Source organism: Lonsdalea quercina subsp. quercina (assembly GCF_000688655.1).
GTDB lineage: Bacteria > Pseudomonadota > Gammaproteobacteria > Enterobacterales > Enterobacteriaceae > Lonsdalea > Lonsdalea quercina.
The window spans coordinates 39,717-58,552 of record NZ_JIBO01000006.1; the positions used below are offsets into that span (position 1 = coordinate 39,717).

17 protein-coding genes and 1 pseudogene are annotated in these 18,836 nt (G+C 50.2%); 8 read left to right on the forward strand and 10 right to left on the reverse strand.

Features of this window, described 5'->3' with window-relative positions:
* Positions 1-60: 60 nt before the first annotated feature.
* Positions 61-285, forward strand: a pseudogene (locus RZ35_RS18285) (IS256 family transposase); the annotation flags it as partial.
* 154 nt (positions 286-439) lie between these two features.
* Here the strand turns inward: RZ35_RS18285 and RZ35_RS05295 are convergent.
* From RZ35_RS05295 to RZ35_RS17230, 6 genes are all read right to left on the reverse strand, one after another.
* Positions 440-817: a helix-turn-helix domain-containing protein gene (locus tag RZ35_RS05295; RefSeq protein ID WP_026742358.1), complete on the reverse strand. Its 378-nt coding sequence runs from the start codon at positions 815-817 to the stop codon at positions 440-442.
* Positions 818-2,092: 1,275 nt separating this feature from the next.
* Positions 2,093-2,326, reverse strand: coding sequence for a hypothetical protein (locus RZ35_RS05300; RefSeq protein ID WP_026742359.1), 234 nt, complete (start codon positions 2,324-2,326; stop codon positions 2,093-2,095).
* A gap of 309 nt (positions 2,327-2,635) precedes the next feature.
* The gene (locus tag RZ35_RS05305) at positions 2,636-2,956 is read right to left on the reverse strand and encodes a phage holin family protein (RefSeq protein WP_026742360.1); all 321 of its coding nucleotides are present in this window, start codon (positions 2,954-2,956) and stop codon (positions 2,636-2,638) included.
* 365 nt (positions 2,957-3,321) lie between these two features.
* Positions 3,322-5,118: a bifunctional diguanylate cyclase/phosphodiesterase gene (locus tag RZ35_RS05310; protein ID WP_235195088.1), complete on the reverse strand. Its 1,797-nt coding sequence runs from the start codon at positions 5,116-5,118 to the stop codon at positions 3,322-3,324.
* Positions 5,119-5,606: 488 nt separating this feature from the next.
* Entirely contained in the window at positions 5,607-6,917 is a 1,311-nt protein-coding gene (gene guaD / locus RZ35_RS05315) for a guanine deaminase (RefSeq protein WP_026742361.1), read from the reverse strand.
* A 333-nt stretch (positions 6,918-7,250) separates the two neighbouring features.
* Positions 7,251-7,454, reverse strand: a complete 204-nt coding sequence (locus RZ35_RS17230; RefSeq protein WP_071999771.1) for an ogr/Delta-like zinc finger family protein — start codon at positions 7,452-7,454, stop codon at positions 7,251-7,253.
* A gap of 423 nt (positions 7,455-7,877) precedes the next feature.
* Here RZ35_RS17230 and RZ35_RS05320 point away from each other — a divergent pair, with 423 nt between their 5' ends.
* Positions 7,878-9,221: an MFS transporter gene (locus RZ35_RS05320; RefSeq protein WP_026742362.1), complete on the forward strand. Its 1,344-nt coding sequence runs from the start codon at positions 7,878-7,880 to the stop codon at positions 9,219-9,221.
* Positions 9,222-9,269: 48 nt separating this feature from the next.
* Here RZ35_RS05320 and smrA read toward each other — a convergent pair whose 3' ends face one another.
* Complete coding sequence (smrA, locus tag RZ35_RS05325; RefSeq protein WP_026742363.1) at positions 9,270-9,836, reverse strand: DNA endonuclease SmrA; 567 nt, start codon at positions 9,834-9,836, stop codon at positions 9,270-9,272.
* 1,147 nt (positions 9,837-10,983) lie between these two features.
* On the reverse strand, positions 10,984-11,148 hold the full coding sequence (locus RZ35_RS05330; RefSeq protein WP_235195089.1) for a hypothetical protein: 165 nt from the start codon (positions 11,146-11,148) through the stop codon (positions 10,984-10,986).
* 460 nt (positions 11,149-11,608) lie between these two features.
* On the opposite strand from RZ35_RS05330, the gene RZ35_RS05335 reads away from it, so the two are divergent.
* On the forward strand, positions 11,609-12,478 hold the full coding sequence (locus RZ35_RS05335; RefSeq protein ID WP_026742365.1) for a phage repressor protein CI: 870 nt from the start codon (positions 11,609-11,611) through the stop codon (positions 12,476-12,478).
* Between the two features lie 205 nt (positions 12,479-12,683).
* Here RZ35_RS05335 and RZ35_RS05340 read toward each other — a convergent pair whose 3' ends face one another.
* Together RZ35_RS05340 and rsmF are read right to left on the reverse strand one after the other, a co-directional pair.
* Positions 12,684-12,875 (reverse strand): YdfD/YebW family protein, encoded by a 192-nt coding sequence (locus tag RZ35_RS05340; RefSeq protein WP_026742366.1) that lies wholly within the window; start codon positions 12,873-12,875, stop codon positions 12,684-12,686.
* Between the two features lie 117 nt (positions 12,876-12,992).
* Positions 12,993-14,441: a 16S rRNA (cytosine(1407)-C(5))-methyltransferase RsmF gene (gene rsmF, locus RZ35_RS05345; RefSeq protein WP_026742367.1), complete on the reverse strand. Its 1,449-nt coding sequence runs from the start codon at positions 14,439-14,441 to the stop codon at positions 12,993-12,995.
* Positions 14,442-14,707: 266 nt separating this feature from the next.
* Here rsmF and RZ35_RS05350 point away from each other — a divergent pair, with 266 nt between their 5' ends.
* The 5 genes from RZ35_RS05350 to RZ35_RS05370 all read left to right on the forward strand — a co-directional run bounded on the left by RZ35_RS05350 (position 14,708) and on the right by RZ35_RS05370 (position 18,831).
* On the forward strand, positions 14,708-15,202 hold the full coding sequence (locus RZ35_RS05350; RefSeq protein WP_026742368.1) for a GAF domain-containing protein: 495 nt from the start codon (positions 14,708-14,710) through the stop codon (positions 15,200-15,202).
* A 95-nt stretch (positions 15,203-15,297) separates the two neighbouring features.
* On the forward strand, positions 15,298-16,020 hold the full coding sequence (gene proQ / locus RZ35_RS05355; protein WP_026742369.1) for an RNA chaperone ProQ: 723 nt from the start codon (positions 15,298-15,300) through the stop codon (positions 16,018-16,020).
* A gap of 19 nt (positions 16,021-16,039) precedes the next feature.
* Entirely contained in the window at positions 16,040-18,058 is a 2,019-nt protein-coding gene (prc, locus tag RZ35_RS05360; RefSeq protein WP_026742370.1) for a carboxy terminal-processing peptidase, read from the forward strand.
* Between the two features lie 289 nt (positions 18,059-18,347).
* Positions 18,348-18,602: a FeoA family protein gene (locus RZ35_RS05365; RefSeq protein ID WP_026742371.1), complete on the forward strand. Its 255-nt coding sequence runs from the start codon at positions 18,348-18,350 to the stop codon at positions 18,600-18,602.
* A gap of 1 nt (position 18,603) precedes the next feature.
* Positions 18,604-18,831, forward strand: a complete 228-nt coding sequence (locus RZ35_RS05370) for a FeoA family protein (protein ID WP_026742372.1) — start codon at positions 18,604-18,606, stop codon at positions 18,829-18,831.
* Positions 18,832-18,836: the final 5 nt, after the last annotated feature.

Here is an 18,836-nt window from a genome sequence, read left to right on the forward strand (position 1 = left end):
GTATCACTCTGATGGACACCAGATTTAATTCCTCTACGCGAAGGCATAACGACCCGCGAAAAAGCCTTCTACACCACCAACGCCAACGAATCGTGGAACAGCGTAATCCAGCTGGGGATAACGAAATGCACAGTCTTCCGACTTCCGGACAGACAACTCAGCTCGGAAGGTGATTTATCTGGCTGTCGGGGATGCGTCAAAAAAAGGGGTATGCCGATCCAAAACAGGTGGCTGGCGATAAGCCGCTTTATTATCAAGTTCGGTGACCGCCTGGGCGATCACCTTAATCGGGTAGAAGTGACAAAGAATTATTTACAGAGTCGAATAAAACTAATTCTACCGCAATATTCATCGCGTTTATCAAAGTCATCCTGGTGATCGCACAAAACTGATCACACCAAAAAGCTAGCCTAGAATAAGGTTGAAATAAATTGCTTCTTTATTCCTGTTTCATTCTTCCACGCAAATAACTTTCGACGTAGTCGTCAAGTTCCTTCAGTCGCCCCTGAAATGAGTCAATCATGTGATCTTGTTCTGGCTCAGGCAGTTGACGAAATAAATTAAGCATTCGAATTTCACGATCTTTCAAGCCCGAGTCTTCGTCGACCTTTTTACCAAAGAGCCAGGCGATGGAAACACCACTCGCATCCGCTACGGCCAGTGCGGAGGCTTTGCTAATGGTTCCCGTTTTAAACCATCCAGTAACCGCTTGCTTGCTGACGTTTGCGGCTCTGGCCATATCGGCCTTGGAAAAACCTTTTTTGTTAAGTTCAGCGAGCCTGGAAATAAGGCTGTTATCAAAATCGTTCATTGGCATAGCGTTCATTGTGTTCCGGAACTGAGTTCGGCATGGTTAATTGAAAATTGATTTTTTAATAAAGTAATTCTTTATATCCCTATAGATATATTTAGGATAAATCATGTTAAGCAATGATTTGGTTAAATATAACAGTGAGTAAAGCTTAGTGTCATTCAATGGTTGATTCGCTTTTGATGCTGTGTGATGAAATGATGTCACGCTGGTAATGTTTCCTCCCTCTTAAACAGTGGGTGACATCGGCGCATAATTTCTTTAGTCGTGACTATATTTAACTAGCTTCACGTTTTGGGAGCAATAGTTATTAGTAATAAATTGAATGGGAGAATAGTCTAATTCGGCATCGATGAACCTTTTCAAGTTGAATTCTCATGGAGGAGATAACCATTCGTATTAAGGCAATAGGGTCTAAGAAAATGAAGTTTATCAGATATAACGTTTAGTCAGGTCATAACATGGCGATGTGGATAAGAGCCTTGGGTTGCTTAGCGCTCACATCCAGAAAAATTCGAGAGTCAGCGAAGAATAAGCGAGATTCAGGCGGCATCGGCCGCAAATACCAAGGGACCTTCTTCACGCTAATGTGTCACGGAGTCAGCCGCAACGATGACTTCTTTTTTCAATGAATCATCGACCTGGACACACCAGAGTTTGTCACCCTTCATTTATAGATAACCATCTTAGAACCAATGGATCGGCTTTGGACAACATCGCCTTCATTGAACGTAGGCTATTTCTCAGCTATGTAAATGATTTTCACTATAACCGGTTTATCATTTTTAGTTGTTTATTACTGTGAAATTAGTTGATGAGAATTCACTGAATTGAACAAATATTTTTATTCTCGAACGATCATAGACGTGTGGGGCAAGTTCGGGTAGCACCTTTAATATTCAACAGATGTTGTCTATGACAGGGTTTATTTTACAGAGGATTGAGAAGGACGTTTGGATAGAAATTATTAATGTGAAAACGATTGCGATTATGGCTTTATTTTTTATGAAAGCGTTGGTCTTAAAAAATTATTTTAGGCAATGAGCAGGTAAGGTAAGAGATTATTTTGGCGCTCTCCAACAATTATCGGGGAAAAGGCTCATGCCCTTATAACTTGACAAAAATACGAGCCGGTGTGGCGGGGCGGCTGAATAGCATGGAGTCGATTAGGTGCATTTGCCCCTATCTGCTACAAAGTGAAGTATCAAAAGCGATGATTAAGACTTGGATAAGCCAGGATTGAGCTGTGTGGCTACCACGTCGATATTTCGGGGTGAGGCTCTATATCCTGCCATGTATACTCTGATTATTTTTTAAAACGTCAATGGCGGTTTGCATGGCAATTTTATCATCACGCCGTTTCTGCTTGCCTTGCATGACTTGCAGAAAATCAAGCAGGGNGCGCGTGTTGACTGGACGACCGACTTTGATCACTTCCAGAACGGCGTTGCCTAAGATGATTTTGACCGGCGGTAGCTGGGCAGGATACCAGTTCAAGGCGTCTTCTGATTTCATATTAAAATTCTCTGGGAAGGGCAGTATAGCACGTTGCCGTCCCTAGGTTCTTAACTCATCTGCAGCTTATCGCTGCTCGGCTTCCTGGTGGAGGTGGCAATGTTCTGCCGGGTGACAACGGCACCAGGCGACATTCCGTTTGCTGATGAAGGTATCGAAAGGGGCTATCGTGACGAATATGGAGAGCGTAGGAAAGTTTTGGGCTGACTGATTACCCGCTGCGTGTATTAAGAATGCCTCCTGATAGCGTCATGAGGTGAACCTTGATTGAAGTCAGCCCAGGGATGGGGCGCGCCACGATCAGAATAACTATTCTGTCCGATTATTATCATTTGTGTCGCGACTTTTATCCTTATCACCTTGGTTGCGGGCGCGACGCTGTAGGAATAACTCTATCGTTTGATAACCCGCAATCCCCAACGCTGCGCCAATCCCATTAATGGCAATTGGGGACAGCGTCGGGAATTGTATCAATGCGACTCCGGCAATCATCGACACAAAACCTCCCAATAATAACCGGCCGGTAAATTGTCCCATACTGATGGGCTTGCCGCCGATCAAAACCTTGCCGACGGCAATCAGCAGGCCGATAAGGAATAGCGACAATACACTTTTATCTGCTTCACTCATTATGTTAACTCCTCTTGTAGGTCATTGATGGGGATGAATTTTCTTTTTGGCTAACGCATACCCCGTCCAAACGTTCATCTAAGCTGGATTTGACTAGCTTTCCGATGGCACGCCACGCGTCGGAAGGAAGATGAAATGTTGCTGTCATGCGGATCATTCCTGATTGCAACGTTGCGATACCAGTCACGTTATGTAATCAGTTTACGGCCCTTGGGAGCCAGCGCTTTGGGTTGTATAAGCGGGGAGCAAACAGTGTGTCTGCCAATGCAGGGAAAGCCGGGTTGAAACATGCCGCTGAAGNCAGCGGCAACCGACAGGGAGTATAGACAGGTAGAATTTTTTTGCTGATCTATTCGGTGACAGCGTCACTTATCACTGTTTTTCACGTCGTGTTTATAACCGCGAGATGAGTGAATACTTTGGCGTTTAGCCTGATACATCGCCGTGTCTGCCTGGTGGATGAAATGATTGACATCCAGACGGTCATTTTTACCCAAAATGGCGATACCCACGCTGGCGGACAGGAGGATGTTTTGGCCGCGGATGCGAATGGGCTTTTGAAAGCGCTCTTTTAGTGTACGACAAAGCTCATTCACTTCGTGCTCCATATCATGGTGCTCATGCCGCACCATCACGAACTCATCTCCTGAGAGCCGTCCGATTAAATCTTCTGGGCGGGTATTTTGACCTAAAATGCGTGCAAAGGTTTTGATGACTCGATCGCCGAATTCGTGTCCGTAACGGTCATTGTAGTGTTTGAAGTTGTCCAGATCGAAGAACAGCAGCGCCAGACCGCTCTGTCGTTGCTTCATTGCGAGCTGATTGAGGTAGGAGATCACGGCGCGTCGGTTGGGTAATCCGGTGAGATGATCGTGATTGGCTTCGAATTTCAGCTGATCGCGCAGGGATGTCAGGTCGGTGATGTCAGTGGAGAACACATATACCCCTTGCTCTGGCGGCTCTGCGGGCACCATCTGAGTGTGATAGGTGATTCGTTCCCCCGAAGGCAAGTCGACGGTGTGCTCAATATGCAACGGCCGCCGATCATTGCGCACCTTATCCAACAACGGGGTAAACAGCTTGCGCTCCTTAGGACGCAAGATTGTGTTAATGCTGCAATTGATAGGCTCATCGCCCGTACTTCCCAGCAGCAGCTTAAGATGACGATTGGCGAAGGTGAAGACGTTGTCAGGGCTGATGCATGAAATCATCGCGGGAATATTATCGGTGATGTCCTGGATGAACTGATGGCTATGCTGCAGCTCTTCCGTACGCTGTTCAACACGCTGTTCCAACTCTTTACTTAACGTGAGAAGCGCGGCTTCCGAGGCTTTCTGATTGCTGATGTCGGTAATTGCCAGCAGCAAGCCATGCTGGCTGCCATCGGGATTGTACAGAAGCGCCACCGACACCATCGCCCACATCAGCGAGCCATCCATCCGGCAATAGCGCTTCTGGAACGTTGTATTGCGATGGCCCATTTTTAAAAGGTGGTCATAACGCTCTCTGGTTAACTCGAGATCACCGTGGTACGTGACACTTTCCATGGTGGTCTGCAACAGCGCTTCCTCGGAATATCCCATCATTTTGCAGATCGTGTGGTTGACCCTGATAGGTTTTTTATCCGGCGTCATCAGTACGAGGCCAATCGCCGCCTGAGAAAAGATCTGACGGTTGACGTAATCTGCTCTGTGGAGCATATCTCGCGTGCTTTCGGCTTCCGCCTGCATCTCGACTCTCTGCAAATAGGTTTGCACTACATAAGCCATGTCGCTCAGCTGTTCAAGCTTTTTGCTGTCGAATTCAATGGGCTGGCTGTGATACAGACAAAGCGCCCCCAGCGGGATGCCGTAGAACGAACGTAGCGGATAACTGGCATGGAATCGGACCTGTTGCTTGCCCGTCACCATGGGATTATCGCTGAATCGGGGATCTTTCCGTGCGTCGGAAACGATAAGCGGTTCGTTGGAAGCCACCGTGTGAACGCAAAAGGAGATCGATAAAGGCGTCTCCGAATAGGGAAAGTTTCGCCGTGATAACGACCATTGTCGGTCGGAGTCGATTAAAGAGATCACCACGCTATCGACCTCGAAAAAGGACTGGGTAATGCGGGTAACACGTTCCAATTCTTCGACCGGTCGCGTATCCAGGATGTTCATCATGCGCAAGAGGGCACTCCGTTGTTCCTTAGCGCCGGCATCGAGAGGCGGAGTCATGGTTATGCCTTAAGTAATTTACTGTTAGGGTCGATGCCCGGATGGAGTGTCGTTCAAAAAAGAGTGGCCATCCCGGCATGTATAAAGGTTGTAAGGCCGATTAATCCTGCACGCCAGACTGGCCGCCAGTTCACCCTGTTCAGGAGGTGACAAGCCACAGAAGAAACGAACCTCTTCGGGAAAGAACGCTACGCTACCATTTCAGCATAATGCAACTTTTAGTTATTTATTCCACAGCCGCGGGCCGCCAGTAGCGTAAGTGACTGCTGTTAATTTGAATTATAGCCAGAAACTTCCTTGTGAAGAGATTTCTCGCCCGAACTCACTAATATGAAAGAAAAATTATATGGAAAACGACGCGTTTATGCCAATCGGCCGCTCAGGGGGACTCGTCAGGTGATAAGCCAGTGACGCCTACAATGGCTCTATGCCGACTATTCGCGTGTGTGGACGCAAATGCCATTGACGTAAGTTTTAGCCACATTTCTGTCATCACCTTGCATCATCAGAGCAAAAAGCTTCTCATCCAGCGTGGTCGCCTGCTCCTGTCGCAAGCGCTGTAGGGGGGTGTATGCCCAGTCGAGGACCACGAAGTCCGCCTCTTTCCCCGGCAGAAAATTTCCCAGTTTATCATCCAATGACAGCGCCGCCGCGCTCCCTAATGTCGCTTGATACAGCCCCTCTCGGGCGGACAGTTTTTCGCCCAGCAACTGCTGAACCTTGTAACCCTCATTCAGTGTTTGCAGGAGAGATAAACTGGTGCCTGCTCCGACATCCGTGCCCAGCCCCACTCGGATCCCGGCGGCTTTCAGAGAATGCAACGGAAACAGTCCGCTGCCTAGGAACAGGTTGGAACTCGGGCAGAAGGCGACAGAAGAGCGGCTGTGCGACAGCGTGTCCACTTCTTCCTTTTCGAGATGGAGGGCATGTGCGAACAGGGAGCGAGGACCGGTGAGACCGTGGTGGTGATACACATCCAGATAGTGGCGATGCTCGGGAAAAAGTGATTTCACCCAGGCAATCTCCTGCTTGTTCTCGCTGAGATGCGTTTGCATATAAACGTCTGGGAATTCTCGCAGCAGTTCACCCGCCAGCCTTAATTGTTCTGACGTGGATGTCGGCGCGAAACGTGGCGTTACCGCATATAAAAGACGCCCATGATGATGCCATTTTTGAATCAGGGCGCGGCTGTCCTGGTAGCTCTGTTGCGCACCATCGCATAAGGCGTCAGGCGCGTGTCGGTCCATCAACACTTTCCCGGTAATTAACCTCATCGCTTTATCCGCCGCTGCGGTAAAAAGTGCGTCGACAGACTGCGGGTGCACGGTCGCAAAAACCATCGCGCTGGTGGTACCGTGCCGCAGCAGCTCCCGGATAAATATGTCAGCCATCTGGCGAGAGTATTCGGCATCCGCGTATTTTTGCTCGGTCGGGAACGTATAGGTATCAAGCCATTCCAACAATTGTTCTCCGTAAGAGGCGATCATTTCAATCTGGGGGAAATGGACGTGCGTATCGATAAACCCGGGCATGATCAACCGGCCCCGATAATCTCTGACTGTCAGAGGCGCTAACTCGTTGGCAGCAACGTCTCTATAATTCAGCGCATTCAGTACTTTACCGTTGCGAACAATCAACAAGCCATCCTCAATAAAGTGGGTGGCTTCTGCGGGGTTATGCCGAGGGTCGGCGGTAAAGTGAAGCAGGCTGGCGCGGTACGCCTGAGTGTCAGCGGCATCAATCATTCACACCTCCCTGAGAAGCTAAAACAGGTTTTATCCATAAATGAGACCTCTGAATATTCATCGATGGCGAAGAATGGAGGGCATCAGCTGATTTTTGAGTGTGCTTGTCTGTAGCAGGAATTCGTCTGTTTGTTTGCACGTACGTAATGAAGGACCATAGGTGCAAGTGACTGAAAATCAGTAAAAGTCACTTGATACTAAAAGCACGGTCCGGCGGACGTCAATAACAGAAGACGGCTGAAATGATAAAGCTGATAAGCGAATCGAAGGTTCTTCAGTAATAGCCAGAATGGGGGGCGTTTCCCCCTCACTAAGCAAGGGGGGAGGAAGTGATTAGGGCGGAGGGGTATCGGCAAGAGGTTCTACGGGGTCCACTTTTCTTGGCACCATGATTGATCGTGTGACGGCTTCCAAGGTCACGAATGTGTGCCCGCAGTTAACGTTAGTACACTGGTGGTAGCGCTCCTTGGCGCCATCTGAAAGATATCGGCTGGAACGTGCATGGGCGGCGTGGTGGCATAAAGGGCAATGCATCATGTTGGGTATCTCCTCAAACATATTCATCTTTTCGACATAACTTAATGGTGAAACCTTTTATTTGAATTTGCAAACTTTTTTCTAAAGCAATTCTTGCAAAAAAAGACGGGTAGCGAAAACAAACCGCGATTTATCAATATTTTATTGTTTGTTTGTCGAAATTTGACGATTCGATAAAGTGTTTTTTATTTGATTTTTTGTTCACAAAATGAGTTTATGATATTACAGTTAACGGTGTAAAAGAGAGCGGATGTCGGTTTCGTACTTTCATTGGTGGAGCGCGTTGGCTATCATTCGCGCGCTCTGTCACGGAATCCGTCTTGACAGCAAATTATTATGGTCGGGCTGTTTTACTGTCGGAAATAATTGTTTACAGTGTAAGCCTTGGTTAACAGCCCGCAGAAGAGTTATCGGAGAGTAAGCGTGACAGGTTCCACCCCTTTAGACGTGAGGCAGCTCATCAACGAACGTCCCCTTAGCGCCTATCAAAAGCTGATTGTCATCCTTTCATTCTGCATCATTGCATTGGACGGCATGGATATCGCCATCATGGGCTTTATCGGACCTTCGCTGAAAGCCGCCTGGGGAATAGGCAACGCTGAGCTGGCGATTGTGATCAGCGCGGCACTAGTGGGGCTGGCTATGGGCGCGATGATTTCGGGCCCGCTTGCAGACTGGCGCGGACGCAAAGTCGTTATCATCACCAGCGTATTCCTGTTTGGGCTGTGGACGCTATTGGCGGCGTTCTCCGAAAACGTACAGCACCTGATTATTTTCCGTTTCCTGACCGGGTTAGGGCTGGGCGCCGCCATGCCTAATGTAGGCACACTGGTCGCGGAATACGCACCGGAAAAGAAACGCTCGTTTATCATCACTATCGTATTCTGCGGCTTCAGTGTGGGCGCTGCGGCGGGCGGATTTGCCGCCTCCTGGCTGATCCCACAGTGGGGCTGGCATACCGTGCTGCTGATGGGCGGGATTCTGCCGCTATTGCTGCTGCCGTTCCTGGTGGTGAAACTGCCTGAGTCCGTCAGATTCCTGGTGGCCAAACGCGCAAATTCAGAGCGTATTCATCACATCGTCGAAAAAATCGCTCCCGGTGTCAGTCACAGCGGGACTCAGTTCGCCATGCCCGCAGAAAACAAAAAAGCCACGTTCGCCGTACGTCTAGTCTTATCTAAAGAGTACCGCTTCGGCAGTTTCATGCTGTGGGGGGGGTATTTCTTTGGGTTATTCATGGTGTACTTGTTAGGGAGTTGGCTGCCTACTGTCATCAAAGAGGCCGGGATGACGGTCACTCAGGCGACGGTTATCACCGCGCTGTACCAGTCTGGCGGTGCTTTTGGTTCTCTGTTCGCCGGTTGGCTCATGGATCGAATCAATCCTCACCTGGCGCTCGGCGTTATCTACGCGGCGGGCGGCGCGGCGACGGCGATGATCGGGTTGTCGGAATCCTATTTTGTTTTACTCGCCCTACTGGCATCGACCAGCGGTTTTTGTCTCAACGGCGCGAATACCGGCATGAATGCGCTTTCCGCGCGTTTTTACCCGACGGCGGCGCGTGCGACGGGGTCAGGATGGATGCATGGCGTTGGGCGTATGGGCGCGATCATGAGCGCATTTGCCGGCGCGCAGGTGCTGGGCATGGAATGGAGCTTCGGTATGATGTTCGCCGTTCTGGCTTTGCCAGCCTTCCTGACGGCCTTAATGATCTTGGCGAAAGGACAGCTTGGTCGTCGTCATCGCTCCGTCGCTTTTATCTATTAGACTTCTGTGGTGTTGCCCTGAATGCCGGGGNAATACTGTTTCCACATTTTATCGGCTGCGTTTCGCATGCCGTTCCCAATTTTCTTGACGCGACCGCGCTGACTTTCTTAATGCGACATAACAGGCCCCGTGACCGCCGTGTACGGGCTGTGCGACGCAGAATGCCTGTACTGACTCAAATTGAGACAGCCAGCGGGCAAGGTAGCTGCGTATAATATTGGCATGAGATACCTCATCGCGGCCTTTACCGTGAATAATGAGCAGATTGCGCAGGTGGTCGTGCTCCGCCTGAAGCATAAACTGAAATAGGCTGTCACGGCAGACGGACACCGGTTTTCTTATCAGATTCAGACTGGCATCCAGCGAGTATTTTCCCTGACGTAGTTTATCCAGTACGCCTCGCTGGATCCCATCTTGAGTGTGCATCAAGGGTTCATCCAGAGGAAGCATGTCGATGTAGCCGCTGATCAGGAAATTAGTCGGTTTGCTGAACGCTACACTCTTTTTTTTCTTCAAAGCAGGCGCTTTTTGAAGGTGTACCTTCGTGCAGCAGGAGGGCAGTGGCGTGACATCGTCAACCGCGTGTCTGAACAGAAATTTTTCATCAGGCGTCATGTGAGTCCCCTCAATTAGCTACGGAGCATGATGACTATAACGGGAGCTGAAAAAAATATCATCGGGTTGCTTGAATCCAGTTACCGGAGCACGCCCCCATCCTGGATGCCAGGGGATGCGACGATAAAGGCGTGCACAATTATCTGACATAAATCAGCGCATAGTCTTATTGTTTTCCCTTTTTTCAATGTCTTGATTTGACCTTATAATATTCATGGTTTCATCAATATTTCATTCTGGGATTGCTTACATCAATCAGTGGTGCTGTAGGAAAAGCAGGAAATACAATATTGTTTTCTGTTCGGCTCTGTATGAGTAAATTATTCATTTCAGATGACTTGAGAAATAAAAAAGAGAGGCGTTGACGAGTGACGCGTAACGCTATTTTTCATGCTATGAAAACATTGTGTATTCAGGGGGATTTCACTTTTTTCTGATAAAGCTGTAGTCGCGGCAGCGAAAAATACAATTCAAAACATGAGCATTGGAAGTTTGCTATGAGCGATCCTTTCATTTGCTCCATCCTCTTAAGCGCGACGCGTATTAACCCGGCGACACGGCTAACCACATATGACGGCTGACCGGATCTATCGTGGGCTGCTGTAATGCGCGAGAGTCGCATGAGCAAGTCTGTCTGGCCGAGGAGAATAAGTAGGTAATAAGGCCGTGCTTACACCGCAAATCAATGATTGATACAGTGATAGTCGGGCTTTCCTGAGGGTGTTTTACTAATCTGCGGCTAATTGACGGTAAAGCTTTAAAACCAACGACGATTTATTCATCAGTGCGCCTGACAGAAGAAATATAATAATGATCATTGATGACTCGGGTAGGTAATCACCGTTGCATATGAAGCGTTCTTGATAGGGATACTGAGGTTCGAGTAGAAATTTTCACATACGACTTGCCATCGAAGATTGGAAATTATTCCAACAAGCCTACCTAGGCGGTTAATAGACATTAGGTCAAAACGACACTATTTTTAGTGAGTCACCCGTGTTGATGAATCACTGGATGAGAATAGGTTTGTTAACTTCCGCGTCCAGGCTGATAAATATCAAAAATGACGGCAAGATAATGCCTTTGGACAAGACTTTTTTGTTAACAGAAACATCAACTATTCAGGGATGCCGTGCGGGAACGCTGTCTACAAGGAATGCCGATTTAACCAGGCTTTGAGCCGCTGAATATCGCCGCTGTCCTGCAGCGCTTGCTGAAAGTCTTCCGCTTCTACCGCACCATGAGCCAGATCGGCAATCAACGACATCGCGACTTGCATCTCGTCAGGCCGGATATGTGAGAGTAGCGTCATATCCGCAATTAGCTTGATTCTGGCTAAGGTCAATTCTTGATTTTCGAGATGTTCCACAATAGTCTGCCCGTCTTCTTAACTGTATTTATGTACAGTATTTTATAGAATGCCATATTCGTCAACCCATAACTGCCCACGGAATTTGAGAAATGGACTTCTTAGCGTTACACCCAGTGCTATGATTATAACCTATTGATTAAAAATGAGTCGTTAAGCTGGTTGTGATCTTGAGAAAGGAAAAAGCGGGCTTGCGGCCTGATGTGGCGATTTTTTGATTAGTAAGTAAGTTAACTGAATCGTTGCACTGGAAATTTGGGGAAAAGGCCGCAATATTTCCATCCTGGATAGCGGTAAAATTGTAATATCATCAGATGTCGCGCAGTTTTACTTCGATAATCAAAGCTGTGACGGTTTTTAGGGCGGTTAAGGCACATATCTTATCTATTTCCATGCTCAAGAGGTGTTTTTGAACAGAGAAAGCAATACCACAGCAGCGGTTTCTGTGCTGGGGAGAATCCTGTCAAGCTATGGGGTGAAAACACAAAAGGAATTGAGCGAAGTGACAGGTATTCCGGCAAATACCATCAGCAACTGGGTTCAGCGAGGCAGTGTCCCCGGCAATATTATCCTAAAATGCGCGCTTGATAACGGCGTTGATGCAGGGTGGCTGGTGACCGGCGAGTTCGTTGACACGCCTGAGATGTTGCATCAAGACGTCGATCTCAAGGGCAAAGCGCTCTATGACCAAGTTCTGGCTTCTGGCGGTCGTGCCGTGTTGCGGCGGATGCTTGATGCCTACGGCTTTAGCACGCAAAAAGAGCTGGGCGAGCTGTTGGATATCGCGCCCGGTACCATCAGCACCTGGATCCGCCGTGATTTTTTCCCGGGTGATGTCGTGGTGGCGTGCGCGCTGGATACCGGCGTATCGCTGGAGTGGCTGGCTATCGGCAAAGGATCTCCCCATCACATAAGGCATACTGACGCAAATGATGCCGGGGATACCGTTTTGGTGCCGCGTAAGACGCTCAAGGCGGGCAAGCTTCAACTAGACAGTGACTGGAAAGCAGATTCCGTGCTCCTGCCTGCAGGCGTGCATTCGCCTCTGTTAGTGGAAGGCAGTACCGCGTCATGGCTGGTGGATACTGGCGTTACCTGCCTGGCTAACGGTCGTTGGCTGCTGGATATAGACGGCAGAAACGATATCTATGATGTTTCGCTGCTGCCGGGTAAAAAGATCTCCGTGACAGGCAGTGCCGCGCAATTCCAGTGCGGAGCTGATGAAGTGTCGCCGGTTGGACTGGTGGTCTTAACCATTATCCGCAATGTCTGAAGGGGCGAAGCGCCTATCGCTTCGCTCTACGTCACCGCAGGTGAATGGGTCATACCAGATTTACTGGAGCATGAATTTGCGGAATTAACAAAGCGCGCTTTGTGGATAAGCTGAATCTGATGACGCAGTCCTGTGCGTGTGCGCCGTGTTTATCGGTTTATACCGCTGCTTGCCAGTGTGATGCGGTGCAGACATTAGCGACTGATTACATGTCGCGGTATTCTTGCGCGGGGCGCCAGAACCCGTCGATAAAGTCTTCGATGGGATAACATCCGCCATTTCGAATGCGTTGCTCACCCATGGTTTTCAAACATTGTGTTTCTGTCTCATAAATGCCCGTAACCAGGTCTTCACAACTCCCGCCCACATAGCAGACAAAAATGATCAATACGAACATGAAATGCCTTCCTCTCTGGATGAATGAGGGCTTGAGAACTAACAGGCTAATGCGGGAAGTGTAGTTGAAAGTGAGTAAGAAAGGGGATGCCTGAGCCGCATCCCGGAAGTCACAGTATTAGTCGCCGCAAGGAGCGGCGCTGGCGCCATCGCGAACCAGGTCCCGTGGAAGCGCGTTTTTAAACCGGCTGCCGATGCGTTTCGCGATTCCCAGCGTGGCGTTGCGCCAAATTAACAGTGCTTCGCTGACATCGGGCAACGCTTCGGGATAGACATCCTTTCCCTGAAACCACGCCTGGGTCTCTGCGGCATTTAGTTCAAACGCGGCGGAGGCGGTTACATCCCCCAATGCGACAATTGCCTCATGCTGCCAGCGATAGCCTTTGGCATAGCGCTCGGCTAGCTTGACCCCGACTCTGGAGAAGCGGACTTTTCCAAGCAACGGTGTCAACGCGACGGGGAATAACCAGATTTCATCATCGCGCTGCCACAATTGAAGTTGCTCTCCGCACCATTCGATACCTTGTTCACGAGCTGCGGCAATGAGTTGCTGCGCTACTTTGCCTTGTAGCGGACTAAATGGAAACTTGCCCATTTTAAAGCCCGGATGCGGCAATGGCGGCACGCTGGCGGTTTTTCTCAGGCGTGCGACGAAGAATCCCTCGCTATCGAAAATCTGAGGGAAAACGTGCAGAAAACCGTCCTCAGTCGCGGCCTGATGAGCTGTTGGAAATAGGTCGTTTAAAGGTTCAATCACACAGGCGTCCGGGAATTGCGCTAGCAGCCAGCGGCAAACCTCCTGATTTTCATGGTGGTTAAGGGTGCAGGTGGAGTAAATCAGCGTTCCTCCCGGCTTCAAGGCGTGGAACGCACTCATGATCAGCTCGCGCTGGGTTGCAGCGATGTTCGCGATACTTTCAAGCGACCAGTGACTCATCGCTGCGGGATCTTTCCTGACTACGCCTTCGCCGGAACAAGGGGCATCCAGTAGCACGGCGTCAAAGCTCTCCGGCAACGCGCTGCCGAAGACGCGCCCGTCAAAATGCGTCAGTGCGGTATTACTGACACCGCATCGGTGTAAATTGGCATGCAATACTTTTACCCGACTGGCCGCATACTCGTTGGCGACGATACCGCCTTGATTATTCATCAGCGCTGCGATTTGCGTAGTTTTCGAGCCTGGCGCCGCTGCAACATCCAGCACACGTTGTGGCTGCGCTCCACCTGAAAAGAGTGCGCTGACGGGCAGCATCGAGCTGGCTTCTTGGATGTAAAACAAGCCGGCGAGGTGCTCAAGCGTATTGCCGAGCCGCACCACTTCTTCATCCGCATTCGTCAGCCAAAATCCCGTCTCACACCAGGGGATGGATTCCAGCGCCCACCCATGGGCTGCGGCAAGCGCACAGAAGTCCGCTACGCTAATCTTGAGGGTGTTGACCCGGATACTGCGACGCAGAGGTCGTTGACAGGCCGCAATGAAATCATCCATTGAGAGATGGCTTGGCATGATGCGCTGAGTGGCATCGATGAATTCGGCTGAGAGCGTTGCTGGGATAGGTTTGGCCACTGGCAATTTCCGTTAGGGCAAAAGCAAAGCGCGGATTTTAGCATAAAGTCATGACTTGCTGGTTCGGGGCGGTCCCTGCCGCCTTGTTCCGGGGATAAGCGGGTAAGACGTCAGTTGGGAAGTGAGACTGTCCTGAATTTTAATGGATCCGCATTTGCTGATTTTATGCGAATGAAGAAATCTAGTAGCATCCTGGTCTGAATACTTATTTAATGGCGCGTCGGCGTGAAACACTGGGCAGTTTGGAAAGAAAATCTTACCGTATGATGAAAAAACAAGAATTTTACGAAGAGTTGGTGAGGGATTTATCGTCACTGATCGCGGGTGAAAACCGATTTATTACTATACTGGCAAACAGCAGCGCCTTGTTGTACGAACGGCTGGAACGCGTTAATTGGGCCGGTTTTTACCTGCTCGATCAGGACACGCTGTTCCTTGGCCCGTTTCAGGGGCGCGNCGCGTGCGTCCGTATTCCTGCGGGTAAAGGTGTATGCGGTCGGGCGGTATCGGAAAAACAGGTACAGCGGGTGGGGGATGTTCACGCATTTCCCGGCCATATCGCCTGTGATGCGGCAAGCAATGCAGAAATCGTATTGCCGCTGGTGGTCAATGAACAATTTATTGGCGTGCTGGATATCGATAGCCCGGAATACCAGCGGTTTGATGCCGATGACGAAGCCGGGTTGAGTGCCGTTGTTTCAACGCTCAATGCTCAACTGGAAAACAGCGATGTACTTAGTTTCATCAATTCTCTCAGTTGAGACACGGATAACGTAGCAATTGCCGATGACGTCATTATAATGACGCCTGTTCATGCCTGCGCCGGTTGGCGAACCCGTTGTAATCAGGAAATTTCATGGAAAATCAACCTAAGTTGAATAGTAGTAAAGAAGTCATCGCTTATCTGGCAGAGCATTTCCCGCTCTGTTTCTCCATTGAAGGCGAAGCACGGCCGTTAAAAATCGGTATTTTTCAGGATCTGGCCGCTCGCGTGCCCGAGTCCGATAACATCAGTAAAACGCAGTTGCGTTCAGCGTTGAGGCTCTACACCTCCAGCTGGCGTTATCTGTATGGCATCAAGCTGGGAGCGCAGCGTGTCGATCTGGACGGTAATCCTTGCGGAGAGCTGGAAGAGCAGCACGTAGAGCATGCGCGTAAACAGTTGGAAGAAGCGAAAGCCCGAGTCCAGGCACGTCGTGCTGAACAGCAGGCTAAGAAACGGGCGGAAGGGGGCGATGCTGCCGAACCTGCACGTAGACGTCCTTCCGCGGGNAAAAACTCGCCCCGCCGCGACAACGGCGCTTCCACCACACGTAAGCCGCGCCAGCCTTCTTCTCGTACAGCACCAACATCCTCATCGGATCGACCGCGCCAGTCTCGTGCGGCTCGAGAAGATCAGCAGGCGCCGCGACAGGCTGTGACGGATATCTCCAGCCTGCACATCGGCCAGGAAATCAAAGTCAGAGCGGGCAAAAGCGCCATGGATGCCACTGTGCTTGAAGTCGCCAAAGATGGAGTCAGAGTTCAGTTGGCTTCAGGAATGGCGATGATCGTACGCGCAGAACACTTGCAGTTCTGATACGGAGGCCAACCTCGGCATGAACAAATTCGTAAAATCGACCGTATTGAGCTGCCTTCTGTTGGCGGGCAGCAGTTTTGCCAATGAGAACATCACGCGGGTCGATCAGATTCCACAATTGCAGCCGGAAGCGCAAGATGCCACCGTTAGTGAGCGCGTCTCGTCACGGTTTTTGCGTTCCCATTACCGGCAATTCATGCTGGATGAACAGTTCTCAGACAAAATTTTTGCTCGCTACCTCAACATGCTCGACTACAGCCACAATGTGCTGTTAGCGTCTGATGTAGCGCAGTTCGACAAGCAAAAAGGGCAGTTGGGTCAAGACCTGAACAATGGTCGACTGGACTTGCCTTATGCGTTATACAACCTGGCGCAGAAACGTCGCTTCGAGCGTTATCAGTATGCGTTGTCGCTGCTGAACAAACCGATGAACCTTACGGGCAACGACTACATCGACCTCGATCGAGACAAAGCGCCTTGGCCGAACTCGCAGGACGAGCTGAACCGTCTGTGGGACGCGAAGGTTAAGTTCGACTGGCTCAGCCTGAAACTGACGGAAAAAACCGACAGCGAAATCAAAGATATTCTGACTAAGCGCTATCAGTCGGCGATTCGCCGACTGGTTCAGACCAACAGCGAAGACGTTTTCCAGCTCGTGATGAACTCACTCGCGCGTGAGATAGACCCGCACACCAGCTATCTTTCCCCACGCAATACCGAACAGTTCAATACCGAAATGAGCCTGTCTCTTGAAGGCATCGGTGCCGTATTGCAAATGGATGAAGATTACGCCGTGATCAACTCCATGGTGCCGGGCGGCCCGGCGATGAAGAGCAAACGCATCGTAGTCGGCGACCGCATTGTCGCAGTCGGTCAGACGGGAAAACCGATGGTGGACGTTATCGGATGGCGATTGGATGATGTCGTCGCATTGATCAAGGGACCGAAAGGCAGCAAGGTACGCCTTGAGATCCTCCCGGCCGGCAAAGGTACGAAAGCCAAAACGGTAACGCTGACGCGTGAGCGTATTCGCCTTGAAGATCGTGCGGTCAAAATGACCATCAAAAATGCCGGTAAGGATAAAGTCGGCGTACTGGATATCCCCGGTTTCTACGTGGGGCTGACGGATGACGTAAAAGTTCAGCTCCAGAAACTGGAAGCCGAGAACGTCAGCAGCGTGATCATTGACCTACGGGGTAACGGCGGCGGAGCGCTGACTGAAGCCGTCAGCCTTTCCGGACTGTTTATCCCGAGCGGTCCCGTGGTACAGATTCGCGATAATAACGGCAAGATCCGTGAGGACAGCGATACCGATGCCACCCTCTATTACAAAGGTCCGTTGGTAGTTCTGGTAGACCGCTTCAGCGCCTCAGCGTCGGAAATCTTCGCCGCGGCGATGCAGGATTACGGACGCGCGTTGATTGTGGGCGAACCGACCTTCGGTAAAGGCACTGTGCAGCAATATCGGTCCCTAAATCGCATCTACGATCAGATGCTGCGCCCGGATTGGCCAGCGCTCGGTTCGGTGCAGTACACGATCCAGAAGTTCTACCGTATCAATGGCGGCAGCACCCAGCGTAAAGGCGTAACGCCTGACATCATTATGCCGACTGGGCTGGAAACGATTGAGACCGGAGAGAAGTTCGAAGACAACGCCTTGCCGTGGGACAGTATCAAACCGGCTGATTACACCAAAATGGGTGATTTCACCGCATTGTTGCCGGTCCTGAAGGCGGATTACGACCAGCGTATCGCCAAAGATCCCGAGTTCCAGTACATCCAGCAGGATGTCGCTCGCTTCAAGGCGCTCAAGGAGAAACGCGACCGTGTTTCTTTGAATTTGGCTCAGCGCCAGAAAGAGAACAATGACGATGAAGCAATTCGTCTGCAGCGAATCAATGAGCGGTTGGCCCGTCAGGGGAAACCGACGCTGAAGTCTCTGGATGCGTTGCCGAAGGATTATCAGGAGCCGGATCCGTATCTGGATCAAACTGTGCAGATTGCTGAAGATTTAGCTCTGCAAAAACAGGCTAAATGATAAACCTCGCAGTATGAATAACAGGCCCTGGCGAATAACGCCGGGGCCTGTTTGTTTCTATCCCCCGTTTTTATCCCTGTTTTTTTCGCGATTCCAATGCGTCTGATTCTCAACGAATCGTCACATTTTCTGTTTTATAACGCCTACCTATGCCTGCTTTGATATGAGTCAAACGGCAAACTGTCGACTGAAATATATTAAGAATTATTCTTACTTGTCTTTTTATCTCACAAAAAGACAGCCGTTTAAGCACACTCCCGCATGACAGGGATAGATAGGAGGTCCGCGGATGACCTTATGTATTCAAACACTGCTCGATGTTCCCCTTAACACACATAGCGTGGTCGCGCGTATACGTCTCGCGGGCGAACAGCAGCAACGGCTGATGGATCTGGGTATCCGTATCGGACGAGACGTCCGGGTTATTCAGCGCGAGGTCAATCAGCCGTTAATGCTGGCCGCAGGCGACAGCCGAATCGCCATCAACTGGGATATGGGTAAGCAGGTGTGGGTATCGCCACAGCAGTTAGGAAGGAATGGATAACATGACATTAGAAACTCTGACCGCCGGAACCCACTGGAAAGTCGTGGGATATCAGAAAGGCGCCGCAGATTACCGCAAGCGGCTACTGGCGCTTGGCGTGACTCCGGGCGTCGAATTCACCGTGTCGCGGGTGGCGCCGCTGGGAGATCCCATCGAACTGCGTGTGCGAGGCTCCGCCATCAGCGTACGTAAAAATGAAGCCAAAATCATGATCTTGGAACAGTGTTAATGCTG